Genomic DNA, 21,458 nt, shown 5'->3' on the forward strand with positions numbered 1-21,458 from the left:
AAAGCGGTTACAATTTCTATATAAAATTAAAACTTTTCTGATAAAATATCATATTTTTTTATCTATCTGACAATTACACTACTAAAAAAACAAATATCTTCCAAATCACTACTATGAAGAAGTTTTCTCCGTTTTTAATTGACGTAGAGCAGGAAGAGGATCTAACCTCGGATGCTCTCACCCACCTAAAAGGAAAGACTTTACGCCATTTATATATGTAAAACAACATAAAAAAACTCTTACATCCTATTCCATGTAAGAGTTAACGGCTTTCCAATTTCCTAGACACAAGCGATAAACTGTAGTTAACAACAAAATACATACAAGCAACAAGTAGTAATGTAGGAATCATATAGTTTACGTTTTGTCCATTAATAATTTGAGCGTTATGCATGAGTTCTGGCAAGGAAATAACAACCGCTAGTGACGTATCTTTTAATAAAGAGATAAATTGACTAACAAGTGGTGGCACCATGCGTCTCAATGCTTGTGGTAAAATAATATGCCAAAGTGTTTGTACGTATGATAGTCCAGAGGCACGCGCTGCTTCAATTTGTCCTTTTTCAATCGATAATAAGCCACTTCGCACAATTTCTGATATCATCGCTGCTTCAAATATCGTTAAAGCAACAATAGCTGCCGTGGTAATCTCTAATTTCAGTCCAGCTTCTGGGAGTGCGAAATACGTAAAGAAAATAATTAAAAGTAGTGGTAAATTACGAATAATTTCAACGATAAAAGCTAGTAACTGTGATATGACTGGTATTTTTGTATAGCGTAGCGTCCCGACTACACTACCAATAATAAAACTAAGCAAAATTGCTATAACAGCTATTTCTAACGTAACAAGTAGTCCTTTTAATAAAAATAGAACATGATCGCCTGTATAAGCACCTCGAAAGTCCATTTACACCGCTCCTTTCGCTAAGCGTTTCTCAAAGTAACGCACAAGCATGCTAAGCGGTACAGTTAACAGTAAATAAAACATGCCAACAAATATATATACATCAAATGTAACAAATGTTCTTGTTGAAATTAAATCCCCTTGATACATCAAATCTGCTCCAGCAATAATGCCAAGAATAGAGGAGTTTTTTACCAAATTAAGAAATTGATTACCTAATGGTGGAATTACTATTTTAATAGCTTGTGGTAAAACGACATAATACATAGCTTGCACGTACGTTAAGCCAGAAGAACGCGCAGCTTCCATCTGTCCTTTCGGAACTGACAAGATTCCAGCTCGAATTGCTTCTGCAATAAATGCTGCTGTATAAACTGTAAGTGCAGCCGTACCAGCAACAAATCCATTTAATGTAACGCCCATTACCGGAAAAGCAAAATAAAATACAAATGCAATTAAAACGAGCGGAATATTTCTAACAAACTCTACATAAGCTGCGCCAAACCAATTCAAGACTCGAATGGGTGCAATTCGCATCACTGCCATAATAATGCCAAGAATGAAACTCCCAATCAGTGCGACAATACTAGACATCACTGTATATTTAAACCCTTCTAAATACAAATCAAGATTGTTTGTAAGAATAGAAAAATCCGGCAAATGCTCCCCCTCTTTCTTTACAAGAAGAGGATGAGTATCTCTCATCCTCTTACTCTTTCTATACTTTACTTCTCTGGCTTTTCACCAATCCATTTTTCATATAATTTATCGTACTCTCCATTTGCTTTCATGTCTTTTAACAAATCATTAATTGCCTTTGTTAAATCTGTTCCTCCTTTTTGAACAGCAATTCCGTACGGCTCATCTGTAAAGATTTTTCCAACAACTTGATAATTTGCATCTTGCTTTGCCATACCGTATAAAATGGCATTATCAGTTGTAAGAACATCACCTTTTCCTGCTTTTAATGCTGTAAATGCTTCGCTATAATTTTCAAATTCTAGTACTGTTGCTTCTGGTGACTTTTTACGAACATTTTGTGTAGAAGTTGACCCTTTTACCGCCAATACCTTCACACCACTTTTTACATCATCAATACTCTTAATCTTGCTTCCTTTTTTCACAAGTAACGACTGCCCCGCTTTAAAATATACATCTGAAAAATCAACTTCTTTTTTACGCTCTTCTGTAATTGTCATCGTTGCGATAATCGCATCAATATCACCGTTTTTCAACATCGGAATACGCGTTTTAGAAGTCACTTCTTTTAATTCTAATTTACTTTCATCACCTAGAATTTTTTTCGCAAGTGCTTTTGCTATATCAACATCAAACCCCTCTACCTTCCCTGTTGCAGGGTCTTTCAATCCAAATAAGTTTGTATCATTCTTAACCCCAACCACTAGTTTTCCACGTTTTTTAATTTTCTCTACTACATTTCCACCAGAAGATTCTTTAGATACTTCTTTGGACGTTTCCTGCTTATTCCCGCAACCTGCTATGATAAGAGTAAATAAACATGAAAATACAATGAAAATAAACAATTTTTTCGCTTTTAACATAAAATCCCTCCTCTAATGATTTAACACCCTACTTAAGAACAATCGTGCTCTCTCTTGCTCTGGATTTGCAAAAAAGTCTACTGGTTTTGTATCTTCAATGATTTGTCCTTCATCCATGAATATGATGCGATCTGCTACTTCACGTGCAAATCCCATCTCATGAGTCACGACAACCATCGTCATTCCTTCTTTTGCTAAAGTTTTCATTACATCAAGCACTTCTCCTATCATCTCTGGATCAAGTGCAGAAGTTGGTTCATCAAATAACATAATTTCTGGTTTCATTGCTAATCCCCTTGCAATTGCTACCCGTTGTTGTTGCCCTCCAGATAATTGCTGCGGATACACATTCGCCTTCTCTGGAATTCCTACTTTTTCTAAATAGTACTTTGCTGTTTTTTCTGCTTCTTCTTTTGAGACATTACTTACTTTTATCGGTGCAAGTGTAATATTTTGAAGTACTGTTTTATGTGGATATAAATAAAAATGCTGAAATACCATCCCAATATTCCGGCGTAATCCATTCATATCTGTTTTCGGATTATGTACTTCCACATCTTGCACAACCAATTCTCCTTCTGTAATTGTCTCCAATTGATTAATGCAGCGCAATAATGTACTTTTTCCAGATCCTGATGGTCCCACAATTACAACTACTTCTCCTTTTTGAACTTGTAAGTTAATATTTTTTAAGACTTGAAAGCTACCATAAAACTTATTTACATTACGAAAAGCAATCAATCTTTTTCCCCCTTTCTCCTCTATTTCCATCTTATTTAAACTTGGCCCAATTCTTAATAAAGTGAGGCTTACCTGATTCAAATTTTATTCGGCCATGCAAATAGAAATACCCATTATTTGAACAATAACGGACAGATATACTGCCGTTATTGTTTTACAAATACTCGATTATGACACTTCTTCTTTCTTATCTTTTCTGTATTCATACTCCCAGAAGTCAGCATTTTTGATTCCTAACTCTGTTGGATCAAATACAGGATCTTTCCCCTCTTTTTTCTGTTTTTCATAATCCTTTAATGCAAGGAGTGCTGGCTTCTGTAAGAGTAAAATCGCAATAATGTTAACCCATGCCATAATCCCTACCCCGATATCTCCAAGAGCCCAAGCTGTTGCCGCTGTTTTTACACAGCCGTAGAATACAACACCTAAGAAAACAATTTTTAAAACAAGCGACATCCATGGACGATCTTTATCACGATTTAAATAGGCAATATTCGTTTCTGCAATGTAGTAATACGCCATAATTGTTGTAAAAGCGAAGAATAATAGAGAAATCGCAACGAAACCGTTTCCAAATCCAGGGAATACAGATTCTACTGCTGATTGTGTATACCCTGGCCCCGGTTCTGCACCATTCAATTTGTTTACAATGAAGTTTTTTCCGCTTGCATCAAATACGTTATACATGCCTGTAATAATCATCATAAACGCTGTTGCTGAACAAACAAATAATGTATCAATGTAAACGGAAAATGCTTGCACAAGGCCTTGCTTTGCTGGATGCGATACTTCCGCAGCAGCAGCAGCATGTGCCCCAGTTCCTTGACCAGCTTCATTTGAATAAATACCACGTTTTACTCCCCAAGAAATGGCTAAACCGATAATCCCTCCAAAAGCCGCTTCTAATGCAAATGCACTTTTTATAATTAACATAAATGCTTCAGGCAACTTTTCAATATTCATAAACACAATTACGCAAGCAACAAGTATATATCCAACCGCCATAAACGGTACAACAACTTGCGCTACGTTAACAATGCGCTTAACCCCCCCAAAAATAATAAGTGCTAACACTACGACTAATACTGCTCCTGAGACAGAAGTATTAATACCAAAAGCCGTTTCCAAACTCAAGGCGATACTATTTGCCTGAACACCTGGAAGTAACATCCCTGTTGCAAGAATTGTCGCTGCAACAAACACAAGAGCGTACCATTTAACACCTAAACCCTTTTCAATGTAATAAGCTGGGCCACCACGAAATTGACCTTGGTGCTTCGTTTTATATATTTGAGCAAGTGTTGATTCCACATAAGCAGATCCTGCTCCTAAAAAAGCTACCGCCCACATCCAAAACACAGCTCCCGGGCCGCCAAAAGCAATAGCTGTTGCAACGCCGGCGATATTTCCTGTTCCGACGCGCCCAGATAATGAAAGTGCTAACGCTTGGAATGAAGAAACACCCGCTTCTGATTTTTCTCCTTGAAATGTAAGCTTCACCATCTCCCCTACATGCCTAACTTGTAAAAATCTCGTTCGTATTGAAAAATATAAACCTACTCCTAAACATAAATAAACAAGTGCGGGACTCCATACAATATTGTTTAGCCAAGTAACGAAAGCTTCCAATCTATTTCCCCTCCCTCTCTTTATAAAGAATATTCAGAATATATAAAATTATAAAGGCATCTAAAGTCTATGACAATATTATTTTGATAAAACAAACATATTTTTGTATAAAAAAACAAAGTATATATTCAAGATATATACTTTGTTACGTTGCATGTGTATTATATATTCACAATGGCTTCCTGCTTTATAATCCTTACATAAAGTGAATCTGCTAATTTTTGAAAGTATACTGGCATTTCTTTTCCTTTGAACTTTTTCTGAATCGTACCATACAAACCGATATCACGTAGGCGTAAAAATAATGGTAGTGATTCATACCACATTTCCTCTAATTGATGTTCTGATTCGTATCCTTTTCGTAATACTTGTAGTTGGCTACGTGCAAACAATGTTTTTTCTTGTTCAGTCCATGTGTTTGAAAGAACAGAATAATAGATAACCATCGCCAAATCGTGACTAAAGTAGTTATACGTAGCATCATCAAAATCAAAAATTGTCAATTCTTTACCATCATAATGAAAATTCCCTTGATGAATATCACCATGTATAAGGCCAAAAGTTCCCTCTTCTATTGGAAGCATCTTTATTTTATCAATTAATGCGTATGCAATCTTTTTTACTTGTTTATCCTCTAACTGATCAATAATCGCTTTCTCTTCTATCTCCCATGTATCACGATATTCTGTTTTAGGATAACTTATTGTAAGACGATGAAGTTGGCCAATCGCTTTTCCCCACGCTTCAAAAAAATCATCTCCCCAATAAATTGATGTTGAATCTTTTACTCTTTCTCCTTTTGCATATAAGAAAAGAGAAGTATAAAAGAAGGTGCCGTCTACTGCTTGTATCCCTTCTACAAGTTTTCTAGATTTTGAATAATATGGTCTAGCAACCTTAGCTCCATGCTCCCCAAGATACTGTAAAAAATCTAATTCTGCTTCTACTTGTTTTTCAGATCGATGAGAAGAGTGCGTTAATCTTAATACGTAAGATGCGCCTTTTTCATCCTTTGCATGAAAAATATAGTTTTCAAAATCTCCAAGCGGATTTTTCTCCACTGTAACGTTAAATAAGTTTGCCGCTTCTTCCAAAATTTCATTGGTGAAAACTCTCTCTACAGCTATTTCCATATTTAATCCCCCTTTATGTATCCCTTATTTAATTCGCCATAAACGTGAAAAGTACTGCTATGAATAGAATGAACGAGCTAATTTTTATAAATAGAAGGGATCTAAAAACAAAAAGATTGATTATCACATCAACCTTTTTTGTTCAGGGGGTTGGGAAATCCTTCAGAACCTCTCGGCATTCTGTAAAATAAGAAACCTATGCCTAAATATTAATTTAAACTAAATTTTACAATAATATCCTTTAAATATGGGATAAAATTCAATATTCACTCCATCTTCTTATTGTCATTTATATCACTTTATGATATATTATTTTCAGATATATCATAAAGTGATATAAAGAGGGTAGGGAGAAAATGAAATCATTAGAGCAGTTAACTGATTCTGTATTTTATATTATGGCAGGATTCACAAAACCAAGGCATGGCTATGCAGTGATGAGTTTGATTGAAGAATTAACAGAAGGTCAAGTAGTAATTGGACCTGCATCACTGTACACAATTATTAAAAAGTTAATAACCGAATCTTACATTGAATTATTTGATGATTCAAATTCACGTAGAAAAGTATATGTTTTAACAGATAAAGGTAGAGAAGTGTTGAAACAAGATATTTTGAGACGTAAAACGATGGTTGATTTCGCTGAAAGTGGATTAAAAGGGGAGAACTAAAATGGGGAAAACAAAATACATAATGTCAAATGGAATTGCTTTTTCAGAAAGAAAAGACTTACAAAAGCTAAGAAAGTATGCCACAAAAGGCTGGATTGTGAAACGCTTCAAAAAAATGGGATATGAATTGGAAAAAGGTGTTGCTGAAGATGTTATTTTTAATCTTGATATAAGAGAATTAGCAGAAAACGAACTAGAAGAATATATCGAAATGTTTGAACTGGCAGGTTGGGAATATATTTGCTCGAGTTATACTATGCACCTATTTAAAGCAAAACCTGGTACGAAACCAATTTATACAGATAAAGAAACAAAGCAGGAAAAAATAAAAAACCTTAGAAAACCAGTTCTATTAACAGTCGCAATTAGTATGGCTCTGCTTATTGTAAGCTATATAGTTCATTCGGTAAGTTCAGGGTTATTAAGTACAATATTTTCAACAATTTTTTTATGTTCACTTGTCATTACTGTTCCAATGTTAATGACATTAATGGCGACCTACTACCATTCGTTTCGAACAAAATAGTATAGAAAACAAATTTCTAAATCTATAAAGAAGCCGTAATTTATAAATCCCTTATATTTCGATCAATCTTTGTTCAAAATATAAGGGATTCTTTTAATCAGATTTTATTTTTGGCTCACACATTCATTTACTTCTCTTCACCTTCTGTTTGCATCGAATTAAATGTCCAATTCAAATTCAATGCATCTCCCTGGAATACATTTTGATCTTCACCATTATCTACAAACGTGAACATTACATAAAAAGTGTCATCATCACCAGGAGCAAGTCCGTTTTCTTCTCGATCTACAATACCTTTTTGCACAAGATCAGGAATATTTCCATTTTGTGTAGCTTCCTTCAATTCAGATAATGTAGTAGACCATACAGGTACTGTATTTTTGTCCAAGTTCCACAAGAAATCAACGCGGATATGATCCCCAAAATCAGTATTTCCATTATCTCCTTTAGCATCAATTACAGTGTAATCAGTAAGAAGCTTCACATCTCCTATCGCTAATGTACCTTTGTTAACTAGTTGAAACCCACGCTCCATTTCGTCACCTGGTTTAAGATTATCTACATCAATAACAACTTTAGGATCAACACTCAAGTCTAAAGTACCAGCTGCAAACGTGTTATTTGACACTTCTTTATCACTGAAATACGCATACGTTCCTCCCCCAATTAAAGATAAACCAAGAACCGCAGTCATAGCACTCATACCAAGCTTTTTCTTAAGACCCATTTCAATAATCCCCCTATTTTTAAAATTCAAATTATAGATAACGTATCAATTCCACGAAACATAATAAACAAGTAACTTGTCCCATGTTGAAAACTAATCAATTCTAATTACTTAATGTAGAAATTCAATTACCAAAACACATTTCACTATTGAACTACTTTAAGAAAAACCGGTAACGTTACAGTGAAGCATTACCGGTCTTCAATAGTCATGGAAGCACATCCGTATTGATTTTATAATAGTTGTTTAATAGCATGCCGTACTCCCAAATTATACCTACTTATTTTTTCGGTTCTAATCCAATCGAGCGTAAGATTTTCTCTAACGTCACTGGTCCCACATTTTCTTTTGGTTTTTGATTTTCTTTAGCATCTGGACCTTTTTTCAAGAAGTTCTTCTCGATAAAACGAATATCTGTTTCGTTCACAACACCGTCTTGATTGATGTCACCATCTTTAACAGTTTTTCCTTTTTCATATGATAGAGCTGCTATTCTAGCATCTTGAATATCCACCATTTTATCGCCGTTTACATCACCTGCAAGGTTATCATCCATATAAGCTCTAAAATATTGACCTACTAATTCCCCATCCTGCGTTTTACCTATTTTTGTTGTTAATTTACTGTTTAAATGACCCGGCATTTCTACAAAAATATCGTATTCTTTATCGCTCACAGGAACATTGTGAATTTCAAATTGGCCGTTATCATCAATCTTTCCAGTGTATTTCTTTCCATCCTTGCCAACCACGTACACTTTTGCTCCTAGTTTTGTGTAGTCTTTCTTATTTAGATATCCCTCTTCATTCAAGAATGCTTCCGGACCAATATACCCTGTAACCGTTGAATGCTTTGCAATAATCGAAAAGGCTTTTTCTTTAAAAATAGGAATCTCAACACCTTCTGATGCACCAGCTTTTATATAAGAGAATTTATCCGCTCCGAATGCAGTTAAATCACTATAATATTCATCGCTCGTCATCTCGAATGTAACATCTAAAAATGGTGTATCTCCATCTAACCCCTTAAATTCCGCTCCTTCTACAGATGCACCAACTTTTACTTTATTTTCCCAAGCTCCTTCTTCATTTATCACCGGATCTTCTAACTTGATATTCAATCCATGCTGTTTTGCATATTCCGTAAGCGCTGGATTTGGTTTCACATCTGTAAATTTAAATAGCTGTTTACTATAAGGGATCTCAAATGTACCTGCCATAAGTTGTTTCACATTATTGAGATTTAAAGTTAACGTAATTTTTTCTCCTAATTTTATTTTATCTTTATCATAGCTTGGAACAGCGTATTCTGTTCCTTCTTTGACAAAGACGTAATCTTTAAATCCATTCGCCATATTCGCTGCAGTTGCAAGGTCATATCCAAATAATCTTAAATTAAGCGGTTCATTTATTTCCTCTGGAAGTACGCCAAATTTAAAATCACCATTGGCTTGAATTGTATTCAACCAACCTGACGGAAAGGCAGAGTTTTGGTAATATACAATTTCATTAGCCTTTTGGTCATACTGAAGGCCTTTTGCCTTTAATGCATCTATCGTAGAATCATAAATATTACCATGGACCCACAATGCCCTTTGACCATCTTCTTCTGTGAACATAGATTCATTTACCTCATGAACACCAGGTTGTACATCAGCAAACTTCACTTCAGGTTTGACATTATCAATAATTACGCTATCTCCTTTTGTATAAGGTTTTCCTTCTTTATCATATCCAACGAAATCCAGTTGGTAATCTCCATCAGGTAGCGTAACTCGTTTATCTCCAATTGGATGATTCGGATCTCCTGTAAACGGGAACACGTATCCTCCCATACCATCGAACATGATATATTCAGTATTCGGTGTTAGACTACTAGCATTAAGTGTGCCAACAATTCCTAACGCCTTTCCTGTTTTTCGATCCTTCACAACTGCATCAATGGTTTCAATTGGACTATTTAATTTAAATGTCAACGGTGAGCTCGGTCTTCCCATAAATGGATGGAAGTTAGATGTATCTGTCGCCATTGCATCTCTAAGCAAATCTACAGATGCAATCCCTTTTTCTGTGAATTTAACTGCGAATGGCACTTGATATACTTCTTTTTCATTATTTTTATTTGAAATATGAATATACCCTTCATATCTACCGAATTCTGCGTTTTCTGGAATGATAATTTCAGGACTAATTTCCCCTGATGCACCAGGAGCTACTTTAATAGAATCTTGTACGTTCAGCTTCACACCATTCTTCGCTGCATCTTGCACACCTACACTCGTTGGTGAAAACTCTACTTCTAATTTGAACTCTTTTTCTTCTGTTTTATTGTTGTTTTTAATAAGAACATTTCGCTTATCTTTAATTGGTCCATTCGCTAATTGCGTTTTATAACCGAATGCAATAGAACCAGTTTTTTCTTCAATTTCTACTTCTTCATCATTTACCACGTTTGTCGTTTTATCGATAACCTCAATCGCTGTATCTGTATGAACTGCACGATACGCATCAATTCGTCCTGATCCCACCTCAAATACGGAGCGCTCTTCTTTTAAATCTACCGCTGTATTCATAAGCGCCTCTTTTACTTCAAATGGACTATAGTTTGGATGTTCTTGTAAAATTAATGCTGCTACCCCCGCAGTATGAGGAGTTGCCATAGATGTACCCGACATACGTCCATACGCTACCGGATAATTTTCGCCATCCTTTGGATCATTAATATATTCAGGAACAGTAGAGAAAATAGACACACCTGGCGCTACAATATCTGGTTTAATATCATCTGTTTTACTTGCAGGACCTCGTGAACTGAAATCAGCTAGGTGATCTCCCTCTGTTTTTGTGTTACTCAATTCTCCAAATGCTAAGGACGCATCTCCTTGGGCAGCTTTTGCTTGTAATTTCTCACCATCTGCTTTTGTTAAGCGGAAAGATGGAATAGATGAAGTACTTTCTCCAAGATAACTTGTAATTTCACCCTCCACATTGTTGTACACAATTACAGCTTTCGCGCCTGCTTCCTTAGCATTTTTAATTTTTTCATCAAATGTAATCTCACCGCGCTGGATGAGCGCTAGCTTTCCTTTTACATCTTTCCCTGAAAAATCATCTGATTTTCCAAGGCCTGTATATACAACAGATAAGGATTGTCCTTTTAAGTCCTCAAGCTTATCAGCAAAGCTTTTTCCAAGTAGCATCATCTTATCTACATGTAAATCACCCGCATCAGCAGAAAACGTTGGAATAGTCATCGCAGCGTCACTCGCTCCAACTGTAATCGGAAGTGCCGCCGCACTAGGTGATCCAAGAGTCCCTTCTTCTGGACCACTATTTCCTGCCGCTACAACTGCGACAACACCAGCTAACATAGCATTGTTCACTGCCACAGAAGTAGGATATAAAGGATCATTAATAGCTGCACCTAGTGATAAATTGATAACATCCATATCATCTTTCACTGCTTTATCAATCGCAGCAAGAATACCATTTACTTGTCCGCTTCCATATGGTCCTAATACACGATACGAATATAAATCTACATCAGGAGCGACTCCCTTAACCGCATAATCTACGTTATTTTTTTTGTCTGCAGCAATAGTTCCAGCTACATGAGTACCGTGAGATGTATAATATGCATTTCCATTATAAATCTCAGGATAACCTCCAGAATTTTGCCAATCTTTATATGTTGTTTCCATTGGATCAGCATCGTTATTAACGAAGTCCCATCCTTTTATAGAGTTTGGATCTACCTTTGTTGGATCTTCCCCTTGTGTTGCACGATATCCTTTATATGCATCTTTTAAATCAGGGTGGTTATAATCGATCCCTGTATCTAGTACCCCCACCTTAATTCCTTTACCTGTTATTTTTTCATCATGAAGCTTGTCCACACCGATTTGTGGTACACTATCTGCCATTTTTGGCTGGGCAGCAGTCTTAGCTGTTTCTTTCGGCAGATCAATTTTGACCTCCTGATCTTCCCATACGCGCTTAACGATACCAGTGCGAACTAAGTCTTCAATCATATTCCCAGGTAAGGTCATTGCCACACCATTAAAAGCATTCTTATATTCTCTTGTTATTTTGGCGGATTTGAAATTTTCCCCTTTATCTTTCTTTTTTCGAAGCTGTTCGAGCTCAGATTTAAATCCTTTATGAGATGCTTCTACCTTTTGCTCTGCATTAGAAAGAGCTAGTTTTTTCCCTTTAGCTGCTTGCTTTAGCACCTCAATTTTGGCAGGAGCTTGCTTGAACTCTACAATTACATTTACATTATCAGGACTTGCTGTATTGATACCTGGTGAAATAACAAAACCCGGTTTTGTATCTAATGTTTTTAAAGCATTACGTTGTTCCTTTGTAAGTCCTTTCAATACAGAATTTGCATCATCAATACCAGTTAAAGTAGATGTATTTACCTCTTCTGCCAATACGTTATATGGAATTCCTTGAGACAATAACATACCAACAGTCAACGTTCCAATAAGAATCTTTCCAAATTTTCTTTTCTTCATATGGCATCCCCTTATAATTACAAAGTTATTTTTTCGAAACGAATTGATTCTCAAAACCTTGTTCAGCATTGGCAATTCTATCAATCTTGAACCTTTATTTCGTATGATTGAGAATAACCAACACTGCTACCATCCCCACATTTCATCTAGCTGACCGCTCATTTTAATTTTTTCTATAAAAGCCCCCCACATTTTATTTCTAATAACAAATTTTCACAAAATGAATTATTAATAGAATGAAACTATAATTCTATTTTTATTATTCCACATTTTGATTTTTCTGAATATTGAACAAAAGGAGTAATTTTTGTTCTAATGATTCTACGTCTAAATAGTACAAAAGAACTATCTTGCTCTTTATTCTTTGGAATATAGAATAAAGAAACATGATAGTTCTTTTAGCCACCTCTTATTTAGTCGAGCGGAACCAGCTGATTTCGGACAGCATAAATTACCGCTTGCGAACGACTCTTTACATTGAGCTTTTTAAAGATTTTATTGATGTGAATTTTAACTGTCTTGTCACTAATATATAGAGCTTCAGCAATTTCTTTATTACTAAGTCCCTTGACCAATTCAAAGAGAATTTCTTTTTCACGCTCTGTCAGTTCATTTTCGTTTGGTTCTACTTTCATTTGTTGCTGATGATACGTAATTAATTTTTTCGTCATGCGCGGATGAATAACTGAATCACCTTGATATAACATTCGAATTGCTGCTACTACTTGCTCCGATGATGAATCTTTCAACAAATAGCCATCAGCACCCGCCTGAAGTGCATCCATTAAATACTCATCATGCTCATACATAGTAAAAGCAAGCACTCGGCAAGCAGGATACTGTTTTTTCACTAACGCCGTAGCTTCAATTCCATTTTTCCCAGGAAGATTAATATCCATTAAAATACAATCCGGCCTGCATTCTTCAACTTTCTCTAGTACCTCATCCCCAGAAATCGCTTCCCCAACTACTCTTATATCAGATTCAACCTCTAGTATGCTACGAATTGCATCTCGTAAAAAAGCATGATCATCCACTACTAATATTTTAATCATTTTACGCACCCCTTGTTTGTGAATCTGGAATTAACAATGTAATTTCTGTCCCCTTCCCTACAGAACTATCAATCTGTAAAGTAGCCCCTAGCTGTTCAGCTTGTTCATTCATATGTAATATACCATAATGCGGCTCACACTTTGTTTTAACCATAGACTCAAATAGTGAAAAACCAATTCCATTATCCTTCACCTTTAAAAGTACGTGCTCACGCTGATAGCTTAACAGAATATCAACTTTTTCTGCTTGTGCATGTTTAACAATGTTCTGCAAACTCTCTTGAAATGTATCAAAAAGAACTCTTTCTTTAGAAAAACTGATTGTGCGAGAATGACCTCTTTCATGGTATGTAATGTCTATTTCATATTCTTGTTTTACAGATTTTATTTTACTTGCTATCGCTTGCTTAAGTCCTAATTGTTGCGTTGGATACGGCTTTAAAGCATAAATAGAATAACGAACTTCGCCTAAGCTTCCCCTTAATTTCCTTATACTTTTCTCCACTACTTGCTGCATATCAGTTGGTTTATCACGATATTTTTTCTGAGCGGATTCTAGTTGGAATATCACTCCGGCCAATGCTTGTGCGATACCATCGTGAATTTCACGTGCAATTCTATTTCTTTCTTCTAAAATCATTCTTTTTTCCTGTTCAGAAATTAATATCCTTGTTTTAACTACGTTAGCTAATTGGTTAGAAAACGTAGCCAAAGACTGTACATCCTCAGGAAAAAAACCCGCATTTCTACTTTTTCCTGCAACAAACATTCCAACTAATTCATCATTTACAATAAGAGGAAAATATACAAGCGAGCGTATGACATCATCAAATATTTCATCTCCAGGAGCCGTACCAGTTTTCCAATCATTAAAAACAAGATTTTTAGAGATTTCCTCAAATGCCTCTGTTTTATCTGAATGATCAGAAATATCAAATCGAACTTTCCCATCTTTTAATAAAAGATTCCAGTTTCCTTCATCTTTTGTCCATATTACATATGCTTGTATTCCAAAAAAACCTTTAAGTGCTTGTTTGATATGCTTCAAGTTTCCTCCGGTTAGCCCACGACTAATTTCTGTTGTAATAAGAAACAGTTCGTATAATCGTTCCTTCTCCATCCTAATTCGCACAGAAAAAGAGCTGATAACTGAAATTGCTACAAGTGGAAAAAAGAAAAACAATACTGTAATCTCGTTTATTTCCACACTATATGTACTAATTAATAAATGCATCAGAGCAGCATAAGATAAACCAAAAGTTTCACAAAGAAATACCGTTATGGTTTTTTTATACCATTGATGTATCGAATACGGCTGAGGAAGGAGTACCATTAACAAATCGTAAAAACGGTTGTTGAAAAAACAAAAAAACACGCAAAACAATAACAAGAATATTAATTTCTCATACAGGAATGACATATCCATTCTGCTAATCAATAAAGACAGACATTCATTGGAAAACCATTCTGCCAAGATCAAACTAAGAGCATGCTGGGTACTATTAAATAGCATTCTTTGTATCGGTGAACGACGATGCAGATGAATAATTAGCGTAACAAATACAATTGCAATAATAGTTATATGTATTCCGAACTGCCAACTCATAGCGTAAATAATCGGAAAGGTAAGCGAGCTAGTTCCTCTCCAGAATCGTACAGGAAAATACTCCGCAATCCCCATAAATATTACTAGCAATACTAGTATTGTTGGATGAGAAGGGATTTTAATTTCAAGTAAAGATATAGTTATAGTAATCAAACCAAGAAAAGAAATGAAATAAAGATAATAACTAGCAACTTTTTCTCTCATAGAAATAGAATCTACATCTTTCAAAACAGCCCCTTCTTTCTTTATAAAAATATATTTTCTCTATTATCCAACAAAAAACCGGCACTGGCAAAATGGAAGAACTTCCACTAGCCAATCACCGGCTGTGTACTACACCTAAACAGGCAAGACACAATATTAGTATAAGTCGATTTTTATAAATTTCCTATTCATCAAATGATGTAATTGTACATACCATTGGACGTAATCTTTATAGTACAAAAGATATATATTCATATCGTTAATCTAGTATAGATATAATTCATTTGTAAATTTATATGTACATTCAATTGTTAATGTTATACATTCCCCATAAAACCATTAATACCAATAGACAAACACTATCTATCATTACATTTCCAATTGTTTGCGACTATACAGATTCCCACCAATAAATCTAAGCATAAATTTTTCATAATAAGCAAAAATTAACGAATAAAGATTCGGCTAATCTATCTGATTATGTGACATTCGAAGTAAGTAATCGAAGGGTAAAAAGAAAATTAAAAGTGACAACAGACAAAAACGGTAACGTTCATGTAAATATTAAACTTAACTTGCGAATCATTGTCCTCGAATATCCAAAAAATCATTTACATAAAACAAAAGAGAGAGAGAAATTGAATAAGGAATTATCCGAGCAGCTCACAAAAGAATCAAAAAAAATTATTGCAACGTTACAAAAATCTCATTGTGATGCCTTTGGTATCGGAAGACAACTTATTGCTTATCACCCAGACCTATGGAAGAAAAAAAATTAAAAAAAAGATTATCCAAAGGTGCAGTTTACTCCTAAAGTAGAAGTAAAAATGTATATAGCGGTGTTTTAAATTAATAAGAGGTTGTATGCTATGAGCATACAACCTCTTATTTCAATTATTTAGTAAGTCGATACACAATGGATTCATACGGTCTAAGTACAAGATTTCTAATATCTTCACCTGAATCCTCATAATTTGATATTAATATTTCTTGCTTCATCTCATTGTCTGTAACTCCTTCTTCTGGTACAGAATACATAATTGTTTCTTCATAAAAATTATTTACAACGAGTAGCACTTCATCTTCTAGCTTGCGTGTGTATATCCAAATGTAAGGATTTTTCATGTCTACAATTTCATATTTACCATCTGTAATGACATCATATTTCTTTCTAAGTCCAATCAGTTTTTTATAGTAATAGAAGATAGAATGTTTATCTTCTATCGCCTTTTCTACATTAATTTCCTTGTAATTCTCTGCAACAGAAATCCAAGGTGTATTTGTTGTAAAACCAGCATTTTCTTCTACGTTCCACTGCATCGGTGTACGTGAATTATCACGAGATTTTTGTTGTAAGATTTCAATGATTTCTTCGTTCGACATACCTTCTTCTTGTTTCATTTTATAAATATTTAAAGATTCTACGTCACGATACAAATCGATATTGTCAAAACCAGGATTCGTCATTCCAATTTCTTCACCTTGGTAAATATAAGGTGTCCCTTGTAACATATGCATCGCCGTTGCTAACATTTTTGCTGATTCATTTCGATACCGCTTATCATCACCAAAACGGGATACAATGCGCGGTTGATCATGGTTACACCAGAACAGAGCATTCCATCCCCCGCCTTCTTGCATCTCAATTTGCCATTTCGACATAATTTCTTTCAACTGTGTAAAGTCAAAATCAGATTTTGTCCATTTATCACCATTTGGATAATCTACCTTTAAATGATGAAAGCTAAATGTCATACTTAATTCCTTCCGCTCTGGGTTCGAATACTTAATACAATTATCAATTGTTGTAGATGACATTTCTCCAACTGTAATTACATCTTTCCCCGCAAATACTTCTTGGTTCATCTCCTGTAAATATTCATGAACACGCGGTCCATCTGTATAGTATTTACGTCCATCACTAGTAGCTAGTGTTCCTTCATCATCTAAAAAATGCTGTTCTTTTGAAATTAAGTTAATAACATCCAGCCTGAATCCTGTTACACCTTTTTCAAGCCAAAAGCGCATCATTTCGTATACTTCTTCACGAAGTTTTTCATTCTCCCAGTTTAAATCAGCTTGTGTTTTATCAAATAGATGCAAATAATATTGCTTTGTTTTCTCATCGTATTCCCAAGCGGAGCCGCCAAACTTAGACTGCCAATTATTCTTTTCATCACGCCAAATATAAAAATCACGATACGGGCTATTTTTATCATGGCGCGCTTCCTGAAACCACTTATGCTCCGTTGAACTATGGTTCACAACGATATCAAGCATAATATCAATTTCACGCTTCTTCGCTTCTGCTAACAGTTCTTCAAACTCTTCCATCGTTCCATAAGATGGATCTATAGAATAATAATCGCTAACATCATAACCATTATCATTTTGCGGTGAACGATAAATGGGAGTAAGCCAAATATAATCAACACCAAGTTTTTGTAAATAATCTAATTTCTCTGTTACACCTTTTATATCGCCTGTCTCTGTATTGTAATAGCTATTAAAGCTTTTCGGATAAATTTGATAGACAACACTTTTATGCCAATCTTTCATGCTAAACTGCCTCCTACTTCTGTTTTACTCGCTTTGCAAATAACCACGTTAAAACAAATGGAACTACTACTGCGATTATCATCCCAACCACAAACATTGGAATCGATTTCGGAATGATAGAAATAAAGGCTGGTAAACCACCAATTCCAATCGCTGGTGCTAATACACCATTTAACGTGATAAATACTGCAGCAATTGCCGATCCCGTAATAGCTGCATAAAACGGAAATTTATTTCTTAAATTCACACCAAACATTGCTGGTTCTGTAATACCGAAGTACGCTGAAATAGCTGATGTTGATGCCATACTTTTATCATTTTGATTTTTTGAAATCCAAAACATTGCCAGCGCTGCGCTACCTTGCGCGATATTAGAAAGTGCAATCATTGGCCAAATGAATGTGCCGCCATTTTGCGCGATTAACTGTAAATCAATCGCAATAAACATATGATGCATACCTGTAATTACGAGTGGTGCATATAATGCGCCAAATAATACTGCGCCAAGTGCAGGAACTGTTTCATATACACCAACTAAACCAGCTGTTAATAAATCACCAATATGACGTGTAACTGGACCGATAACTCCTAACGCTAATACACCAGTCACAACGACTGTTGTAATCGGTACGACTAATAATTGAATTGCATTTGGCACACGTTTCTTAAGGAAAATTTCAACTTTACTTAATACAAATGCTGCTGCTAAAATCGGTAAAATTTGTCCTTGGTATCCTACTTTTTCAATTTGGAACAATCCTAAAATATTAAAGTACTCAATTTTTTGTCCATCTAGTCCTGCCGATGCTTTTCCATAATTCCATGCATTTAATAAATCAGGATGTACAAGCATTAACCCCATTACAATCCCGAGTATTGGACTGCCGCCGAAACGTTTTGTCGCAGACCAACCAACAAGTGCTGGTAAGAATACAAATGCGGTATTTGCCATCATATTAATTAAATCCCATAGCCCGCCTAAGTTTGGATATACTTCTAATAAATTCTTCCCTTCAAAAAATAAATCTTTCGCTCCTAATAAATTATTAATCCCCATAAGTAAACCGGCTGTAACAATTGCTGGTAAAATCGGCATAAATACATCAGAAAATACCTTTACAAATTTTTGCATCGGATTTAATTTTTGATTTCCCGAATCCTTCACATCCGCTACTGTCGATTCCTTCATATCTGCAAGCGTTATCAATTCTGCATATACTCGATCTACATCTCCTGGACCAATAACAATTTGAAATATACCAGCGTTATGAAACGCTCCTTTTACTAATGAAACCGCTTGTAATTTATCGTTATCTATTTTACTTTCATCCTTTAAAGCGATACGAAGCCTTGTTACACAATGTGCTGCTTGTTCAATATTTTCTTTACCACCAATATAATTCAGCACTTCTTGTGCTGTTTGACGATAATCTTTCCCCATATCCCGTCCCTCTTTTCTTTTTTTGATACCGTTTACAATTACATATTAACTCGTATATATAAGTTAGTCAACACTCGTATGTACGAGTTTGTATTATTTTTTATCGAAATACACAAAAAGAGATGAAACATCTATCGTTTCATCTCTTTATTTTCTCCGCGCCACATCTGAAAAATGAAAAATATCAAGTCGGTGGCGTGATTCTGTATATTCAAACTGACTACCATCATAAAGATGAGTAAAGTTTTTCACAACAACAACATAATCTGTTCCATTTAAATCTAAATACTTCCGATCATCATCTGTGCAAGGTTGCACTTCGATAACGCGATGTGAATAACTAATATGTAATTCTAATACTTTCTCAATGTATTTATAAATCGACTTCTCAGCAATGTCTTTTGTTAATTCAGGGATATATTCAGATACAAAATAGTTTACATCTAAAATTACATTTTCCCCATCAATATTTCGAACACGTTTAATATGATCTACCTGCGTTTTCGCCTTCACATTTAATAATTTTGCTATTTCTTTCGGTGCTGACAATTGCTCCATCTCTACCACATTTGTTATACATTGACGCCCTAATCGTTCATTCTCCTCTTGAAAACTCACAATACCACCAAAATTAAATTCAATGTTTTTTCGTTTTAAAACGAAAACGCCTTTACCATGAATTTTCTGTACATATCCACGTTCCTGTAATAAATCAACAGCTTTTCTTACCGTCCCACGGCTCGCTTCATACTGCTTCATCAATTCTGTTTCAGATGGAATTTTACATCCCTCTGTTAACTTACGATTATCAATGGAATCACTTATCTCCGTATAAATCTGCTCATACTTACTCATCATTTTGAATATCCCCTTGTCACCTTCTATTTCTACTTGTATTATAGCATGACAGAAAATTAGTTTTTCCTCTTGATTATTTTACACATTAACCCTATAATATTTACATATTTCACAAAAATCATAATTTATAAACTCTTATCAAGAGAGGTGGAGGGATCGGCCCTATGAAACCTCGGCAACCCCTATTTTATTTAGGTAGGTGCCAATTCCTTTAGAATCTAAATTCTAAAAGATAAGAAGAAGCGATATTGTATATTTCAAAGCCTTCTTCTTGTAAAGTAGGCTTTTTTATTATTTTCATACTTTTACTCCTTATCAAGAGAGGTGGAGGGACCGGCCCTACGAAACCTCGGCAACCCCTATTTTATTAGGAAGGTGCTAATTCCTGCGTTTAAAGGCGACAGATAAGGTGATGATTTTCTAATCAAAGTAATCATCCCTTTCTTCGCATAGAAAGGGGTGATTTTTTTATTACTACACACTAAATTACAACTAGGGAGGAGACGAAGTTATTTGGATATTTTCCACGAACAGTTTATTTACCCAAAACTTTCAGATACAACATTTAAAGAAATTTTAGAAAAGGTTTCCACCGACTTACTTATGAAGGGATTTGTAAAAGAAAGCTTCTCACAAGCTGTGCTAGAACGAGAAATGCATCATCCAACAGGTCTTCCTACTGAAAAAATTGGGGTAGCCATCCCTCATACAGATCCTTCACATATTACACAATCTGTCATCAGTGTAATTACATTAGAAACACCTATCCCTTTTACTCTTATGGGGAGTTTGGAAAAAGAAACAACAAATGTGCAAGTTCTTTTCTTACTTGCGCTACAAGATGGTAGGCAACACATTCAAATACTTAAAGAAATTATGAAACTTATTCAACATCCACAGCTGCTGCAACAACTAGCTACTGCGTCTACAAAATCAGAGATTATAGAATCTATTTCTACTCTTACTATTTAAGGAGGAAAAAACATGAGAATATTTCACATTTTAACAGTTTGCGGTTCAGGGACAGTAAGCTCAACTATGGTTTCAGAAAAGCTAAAAGAGGCTTTAAGTGAGGATCATATTACAATTACAACAACTGAGGTAAAACCTACACAAGTCGAACAATTTTTAGAAGAAAGACAATATGATTTTATTGCTTATACTACACCTATCCCTCAAGGTCTCTCTATTCCAGCGATTAATGCTGTTGGATTTTTAACTGGTTTTGATGAAGAAAGTTTTTTAGAAGAAGTAAAACAAGTTATTCATAACATTTTAAAACAAGAAGACATTATAAATTCATAAGACGGGTGGATTGATACA

Annotated in this window: 17 protein-coding genes, 1 pseudogene and 2 riboswitches; of the genes and pseudogenes, 5 read left to right on the top strand and 13 right to left on the bottom strand. The window is 35.0% G+C overall.

All coding sequences use genetic code 11. The annotated features are described in order from the left end of the window. Nucleotides 1–262: 262 nt before the first annotated feature. The 6 genes from AAIE21_RS19235 to AAIE21_RS19260 form a co-directional block, all read right to left on the bottom strand. Complete coding sequence (locus tag AAIE21_RS19235; protein ID WP_343268258.1) at nt 263–907, bottom strand: amino acid ABC transporter permease; 645 nt, start codon at nt 905–907, stop codon at nt 263–265. After that, nucleotides 908–1,564, bottom strand: a complete 657-nt coding sequence (locus AAIE21_RS19240; protein WP_207993817.1) for an amino acid ABC transporter permease — start codon at nt 1,562–1,564, stop codon at nt 908–910. Between the two features lie 65 nt (nt 1,565–1,629). After that, complete coding sequence (locus tag AAIE21_RS19245) at nt 1,630–2,466, bottom strand: glutamate ABC transporter substrate-binding protein (RefSeq protein ID WP_343268259.1); 837 nt, start codon at nt 2,464–2,466, stop codon at nt 1,630–1,632. A 12-nt stretch (nt 2,467–2,478) separates the two neighbouring features. After that, nucleotides 2,479–3,237, bottom strand: coding sequence for an amino acid ABC transporter ATP-binding protein (locus AAIE21_RS19250; RefSeq protein WP_343268375.1), 759 nt, complete (start codon nt 3,235–3,237; stop codon nt 2,479–2,481). 138 nt (nt 3,238–3,375) lie between these two features. Beyond that, nucleotides 3,376–4,836: an alanine/glycine:cation symporter family protein gene (locus AAIE21_RS19255; RefSeq protein ID WP_343268260.1), complete on the bottom strand. Its 1,461-nt coding sequence runs from the start codon at nt 4,834–4,836 to the stop codon at nt 3,376–3,378. 161 nt (nt 4,837–4,997) lie between these two features. Next, complete coding sequence (locus tag AAIE21_RS19260) at nt 4,998–5,969, bottom strand: phosphotransferase enzyme family protein (RefSeq protein ID WP_343268261.1); 972 nt, start codon at nt 5,967–5,969, stop codon at nt 4,998–5,000. A 356-nt stretch (nt 5,970–6,325) separates the two neighbouring features. On the opposite strand from AAIE21_RS19260, the gene AAIE21_RS19265 reads away from it, so the two are divergent. Together AAIE21_RS19265 and AAIE21_RS19270 are read left to right on the top strand one after the other, a co-directional pair. Then, on the top strand, nt 6,326–6,640 hold the full coding sequence (locus AAIE21_RS19265) for a PadR family transcriptional regulator (protein ID WP_343268262.1): 315 nt from the start codon (nt 6,326–6,328) through the stop codon (nt 6,638–6,640). Nucleotide 6,641: 1 nt separating this feature from the next. Beyond that, nucleotides 6,642–7,166 (top strand): DUF2812 domain-containing protein, encoded by a 525-nt coding sequence (locus AAIE21_RS19270; protein ID WP_343268263.1) that lies wholly within the window; start codon nt 6,642–6,644, stop codon nt 7,164–7,166. 127 nt (nt 7,167–7,293) lie between these two features. On the opposite strand, the gene AAIE21_RS19275 is transcribed toward AAIE21_RS19270, so the two are convergent. The 4 genes from AAIE21_RS19275 to AAIE21_RS19290 all read right to left on the bottom strand — a co-directional run bounded on the left by AAIE21_RS19275 (nt 7,294) and on the right by AAIE21_RS19290 (nt 15,301). Next, a complete protein-coding gene (locus tag AAIE21_RS19275; RefSeq protein WP_343268264.1) occupies nt 7,294–7,893 on the bottom strand; it encodes a TasA family protein in 600 nt (199 codons plus the stop codon). Between the two features lie 280 nt (nt 7,894–8,173). Continuing rightward, nucleotides 8,174–12,412: a S8 family serine peptidase gene (locus AAIE21_RS19280; protein ID WP_343268265.1), complete on the bottom strand. Its 4,239-nt coding sequence runs from the start codon at nt 12,410–12,412 to the stop codon at nt 8,174–8,176. Between the two features lie 413 nt (nt 12,413–12,825). After that, the gene (locus AAIE21_RS19285) at nt 12,826–13,467 is read right to left on the bottom strand and encodes a response regulator (protein WP_343268266.1); all 642 of its coding nucleotides are present in this window, start codon (nt 13,465–13,467) and stop codon (nt 12,826–12,828) included. A 1-nt stretch (nt 13,468) separates the two neighbouring features. Beyond that, nucleotides 13,469–15,301, bottom strand: coding sequence for a GAF domain-containing sensor histidine kinase (locus AAIE21_RS19290; RefSeq protein WP_343268267.1), 1,833 nt, complete (start codon nt 15,299–15,301; stop codon nt 13,469–13,471). A gap of 416 nt (nt 15,302–15,717) precedes the next feature. On the opposite strand from AAIE21_RS19290, the pseudogene AAIE21_RS19295 reads away from it, so the two are divergent. Beyond that, a pseudogene (locus tag AAIE21_RS19295) lies at nt 15,718–16,130 on the top strand (Ger(x)C family spore germination C-terminal domain-containing protein); the annotation flags it as partial. Nucleotides 16,131–16,171: 41 nt separating this feature from the next. On the opposite strand, the gene treC reads toward AAIE21_RS19295, so the two are convergent. The 3 genes from treC to treR form a co-directional block, all read right to left on the bottom strand. Beyond that, on the bottom strand, nt 16,172–17,836 hold the full coding sequence (gene treC, locus AAIE21_RS19300; RefSeq protein ID WP_343268268.1) for an alpha,alpha-phosphotrehalase: 1,665 nt from the start codon (nt 17,834–17,836) through the stop codon (nt 16,172–16,174). Between the two features lie 13 nt (nt 17,837–17,849). Further along, entirely contained in the window at nt 17,850–19,277 is a 1,428-nt protein-coding gene (gene treP / locus AAIE21_RS19305) for a PTS system trehalose-specific EIIBC component (protein WP_343268269.1), read from the bottom strand. A gap of 147 nt (nt 19,278–19,424) precedes the next feature. Beyond that, on the bottom strand, nt 19,425–20,135 hold the full coding sequence (gene treR, locus AAIE21_RS19310; protein ID WP_343268270.1) for a trehalose operon repressor: 711 nt from the start codon (nt 20,133–20,135) through the stop codon (nt 19,425–19,427). Between the two features lie 132 nt (nt 20,136–20,267). Continuing rightward, nucleotides 20,268–20,374: riboswitch (SAM riboswitch) on the top strand. A gap of 70 nt (nt 20,375–20,444) precedes the next feature. Continuing rightward, nucleotides 20,445–20,546, top strand: a riboswitch (SAM riboswitch). A gap of 102 nt (nt 20,547–20,648) precedes the next feature. On the opposite strand from treR, the gene AAIE21_RS19315 reads away from it, so the two are divergent. Together AAIE21_RS19315 and AAIE21_RS19320 are read left to right on the top strand one after the other, a co-directional pair. Continuing rightward, nucleotides 20,649–21,107: a PTS sugar transporter subunit IIA gene (locus AAIE21_RS19315; RefSeq protein WP_343268271.1), complete on the top strand. Its 459-nt coding sequence runs from the start codon at nt 20,649–20,651 to the stop codon at nt 21,105–21,107. 12 nt (nt 21,108–21,119) lie between these two features. Beyond that, entirely contained in the window at nt 21,120–21,440 is a 321-nt protein-coding gene (locus tag AAIE21_RS19320; RefSeq protein ID WP_343268272.1) for a PTS sugar transporter subunit IIB, read from the top strand. Nucleotides 21,441–21,458 lie beyond the last annotated feature (18 nt).

This window comes from Paenibacillus sp. 102 (genome assembly GCF_039549175.1).
Taxonomy (GTDB): Bacteria; Bacillota; Bacilli; order Bacillales; family Bacillaceae_G; genus Bacillus_A.

Excerpts from the sequence above, each read along its gene's own strand:
- AAIE21_RS19235 (WP_343268258.1), bottom strand. The coding sequence starts at position 907 with ATGGACTTTCGAGGTGCTTATACAGGCGATCATGTTCTATTTTTATTA.
- AAIE21_RS19245 (WP_343268259.1), bottom strand. The coding sequence starts at position 2,466 with ATGTTAAAAGCGAAAAAATTGTTTATTTTCATTGTATTTTCATGTTTA.
- AAIE21_RS19250 (WP_343268375.1), bottom strand. The coding sequence starts at position 3,237 with ATGGAAATAGAGGAGAAAGGGGGAAAAAGATTGATTGCTTTTCGTAAT.
- AAIE21_RS19260 (WP_343268261.1), bottom strand. The coding sequence starts at position 5,969 with ATGGAAATAGCTGTAGAGAGAGTTTTCACCAATGAAATTTTGGAAGAA.
- AAIE21_RS19265 (WP_343268262.1), top strand. The coding sequence starts at position 6,326 with ATGAAATCATTAGAGCAGTTAACTGATTCTGTATTTTATATTATGGCA.
- AAIE21_RS19270 (WP_343268263.1), top strand. The coding sequence starts at position 6,642 with ATGGGGAAAACAAAATACATAATGTCAAATGGAATTGCTTTTTCAGAA.
- AAIE21_RS19275 (WP_343268264.1), bottom strand. The coding sequence starts at position 7,893 with ATGGGTCTTAAGAAAAAGCTTGGTATGAGTGCTATGACTGCGGTTCTT.
- AAIE21_RS19280 (WP_343268265.1), bottom strand. The coding sequence starts at position 12,412 with ATGAAGAAAAGAAAATTTGGAAAGATTCTTATTGGAACGTTGACTGTT.
- AAIE21_RS19285 (WP_343268266.1), bottom strand. The coding sequence starts at position 13,467 with ATGATTAAAATATTAGTAGTGGATGATCATGCTTTTTTACGAGATGCA.
- treC (WP_343268268.1), bottom strand. The coding sequence starts at position 17,836 with ATGAAAGATTGGCATAAAAGTGTTGTCTATCAAATTTATCCGAAAAGC.
- treP (WP_343268269.1), bottom strand. The coding sequence starts at position 19,277 with ATGGGGAAAGATTATCGTCAAACAGCACAAGAAGTGCTGAATTATATT.
- treR (WP_343268270.1), bottom strand. The coding sequence starts at position 20,135 with ATGATGAGTAAGTATGAGCAGATTTATACGGAGATAAGTGATTCCATT.
- AAIE21_RS19320 (WP_343268272.1), top strand. The coding sequence starts at position 21,120 with ATGAGAATATTTCACATTTTAACAGTTTGCGGTTCAGGGACAGTAAGC.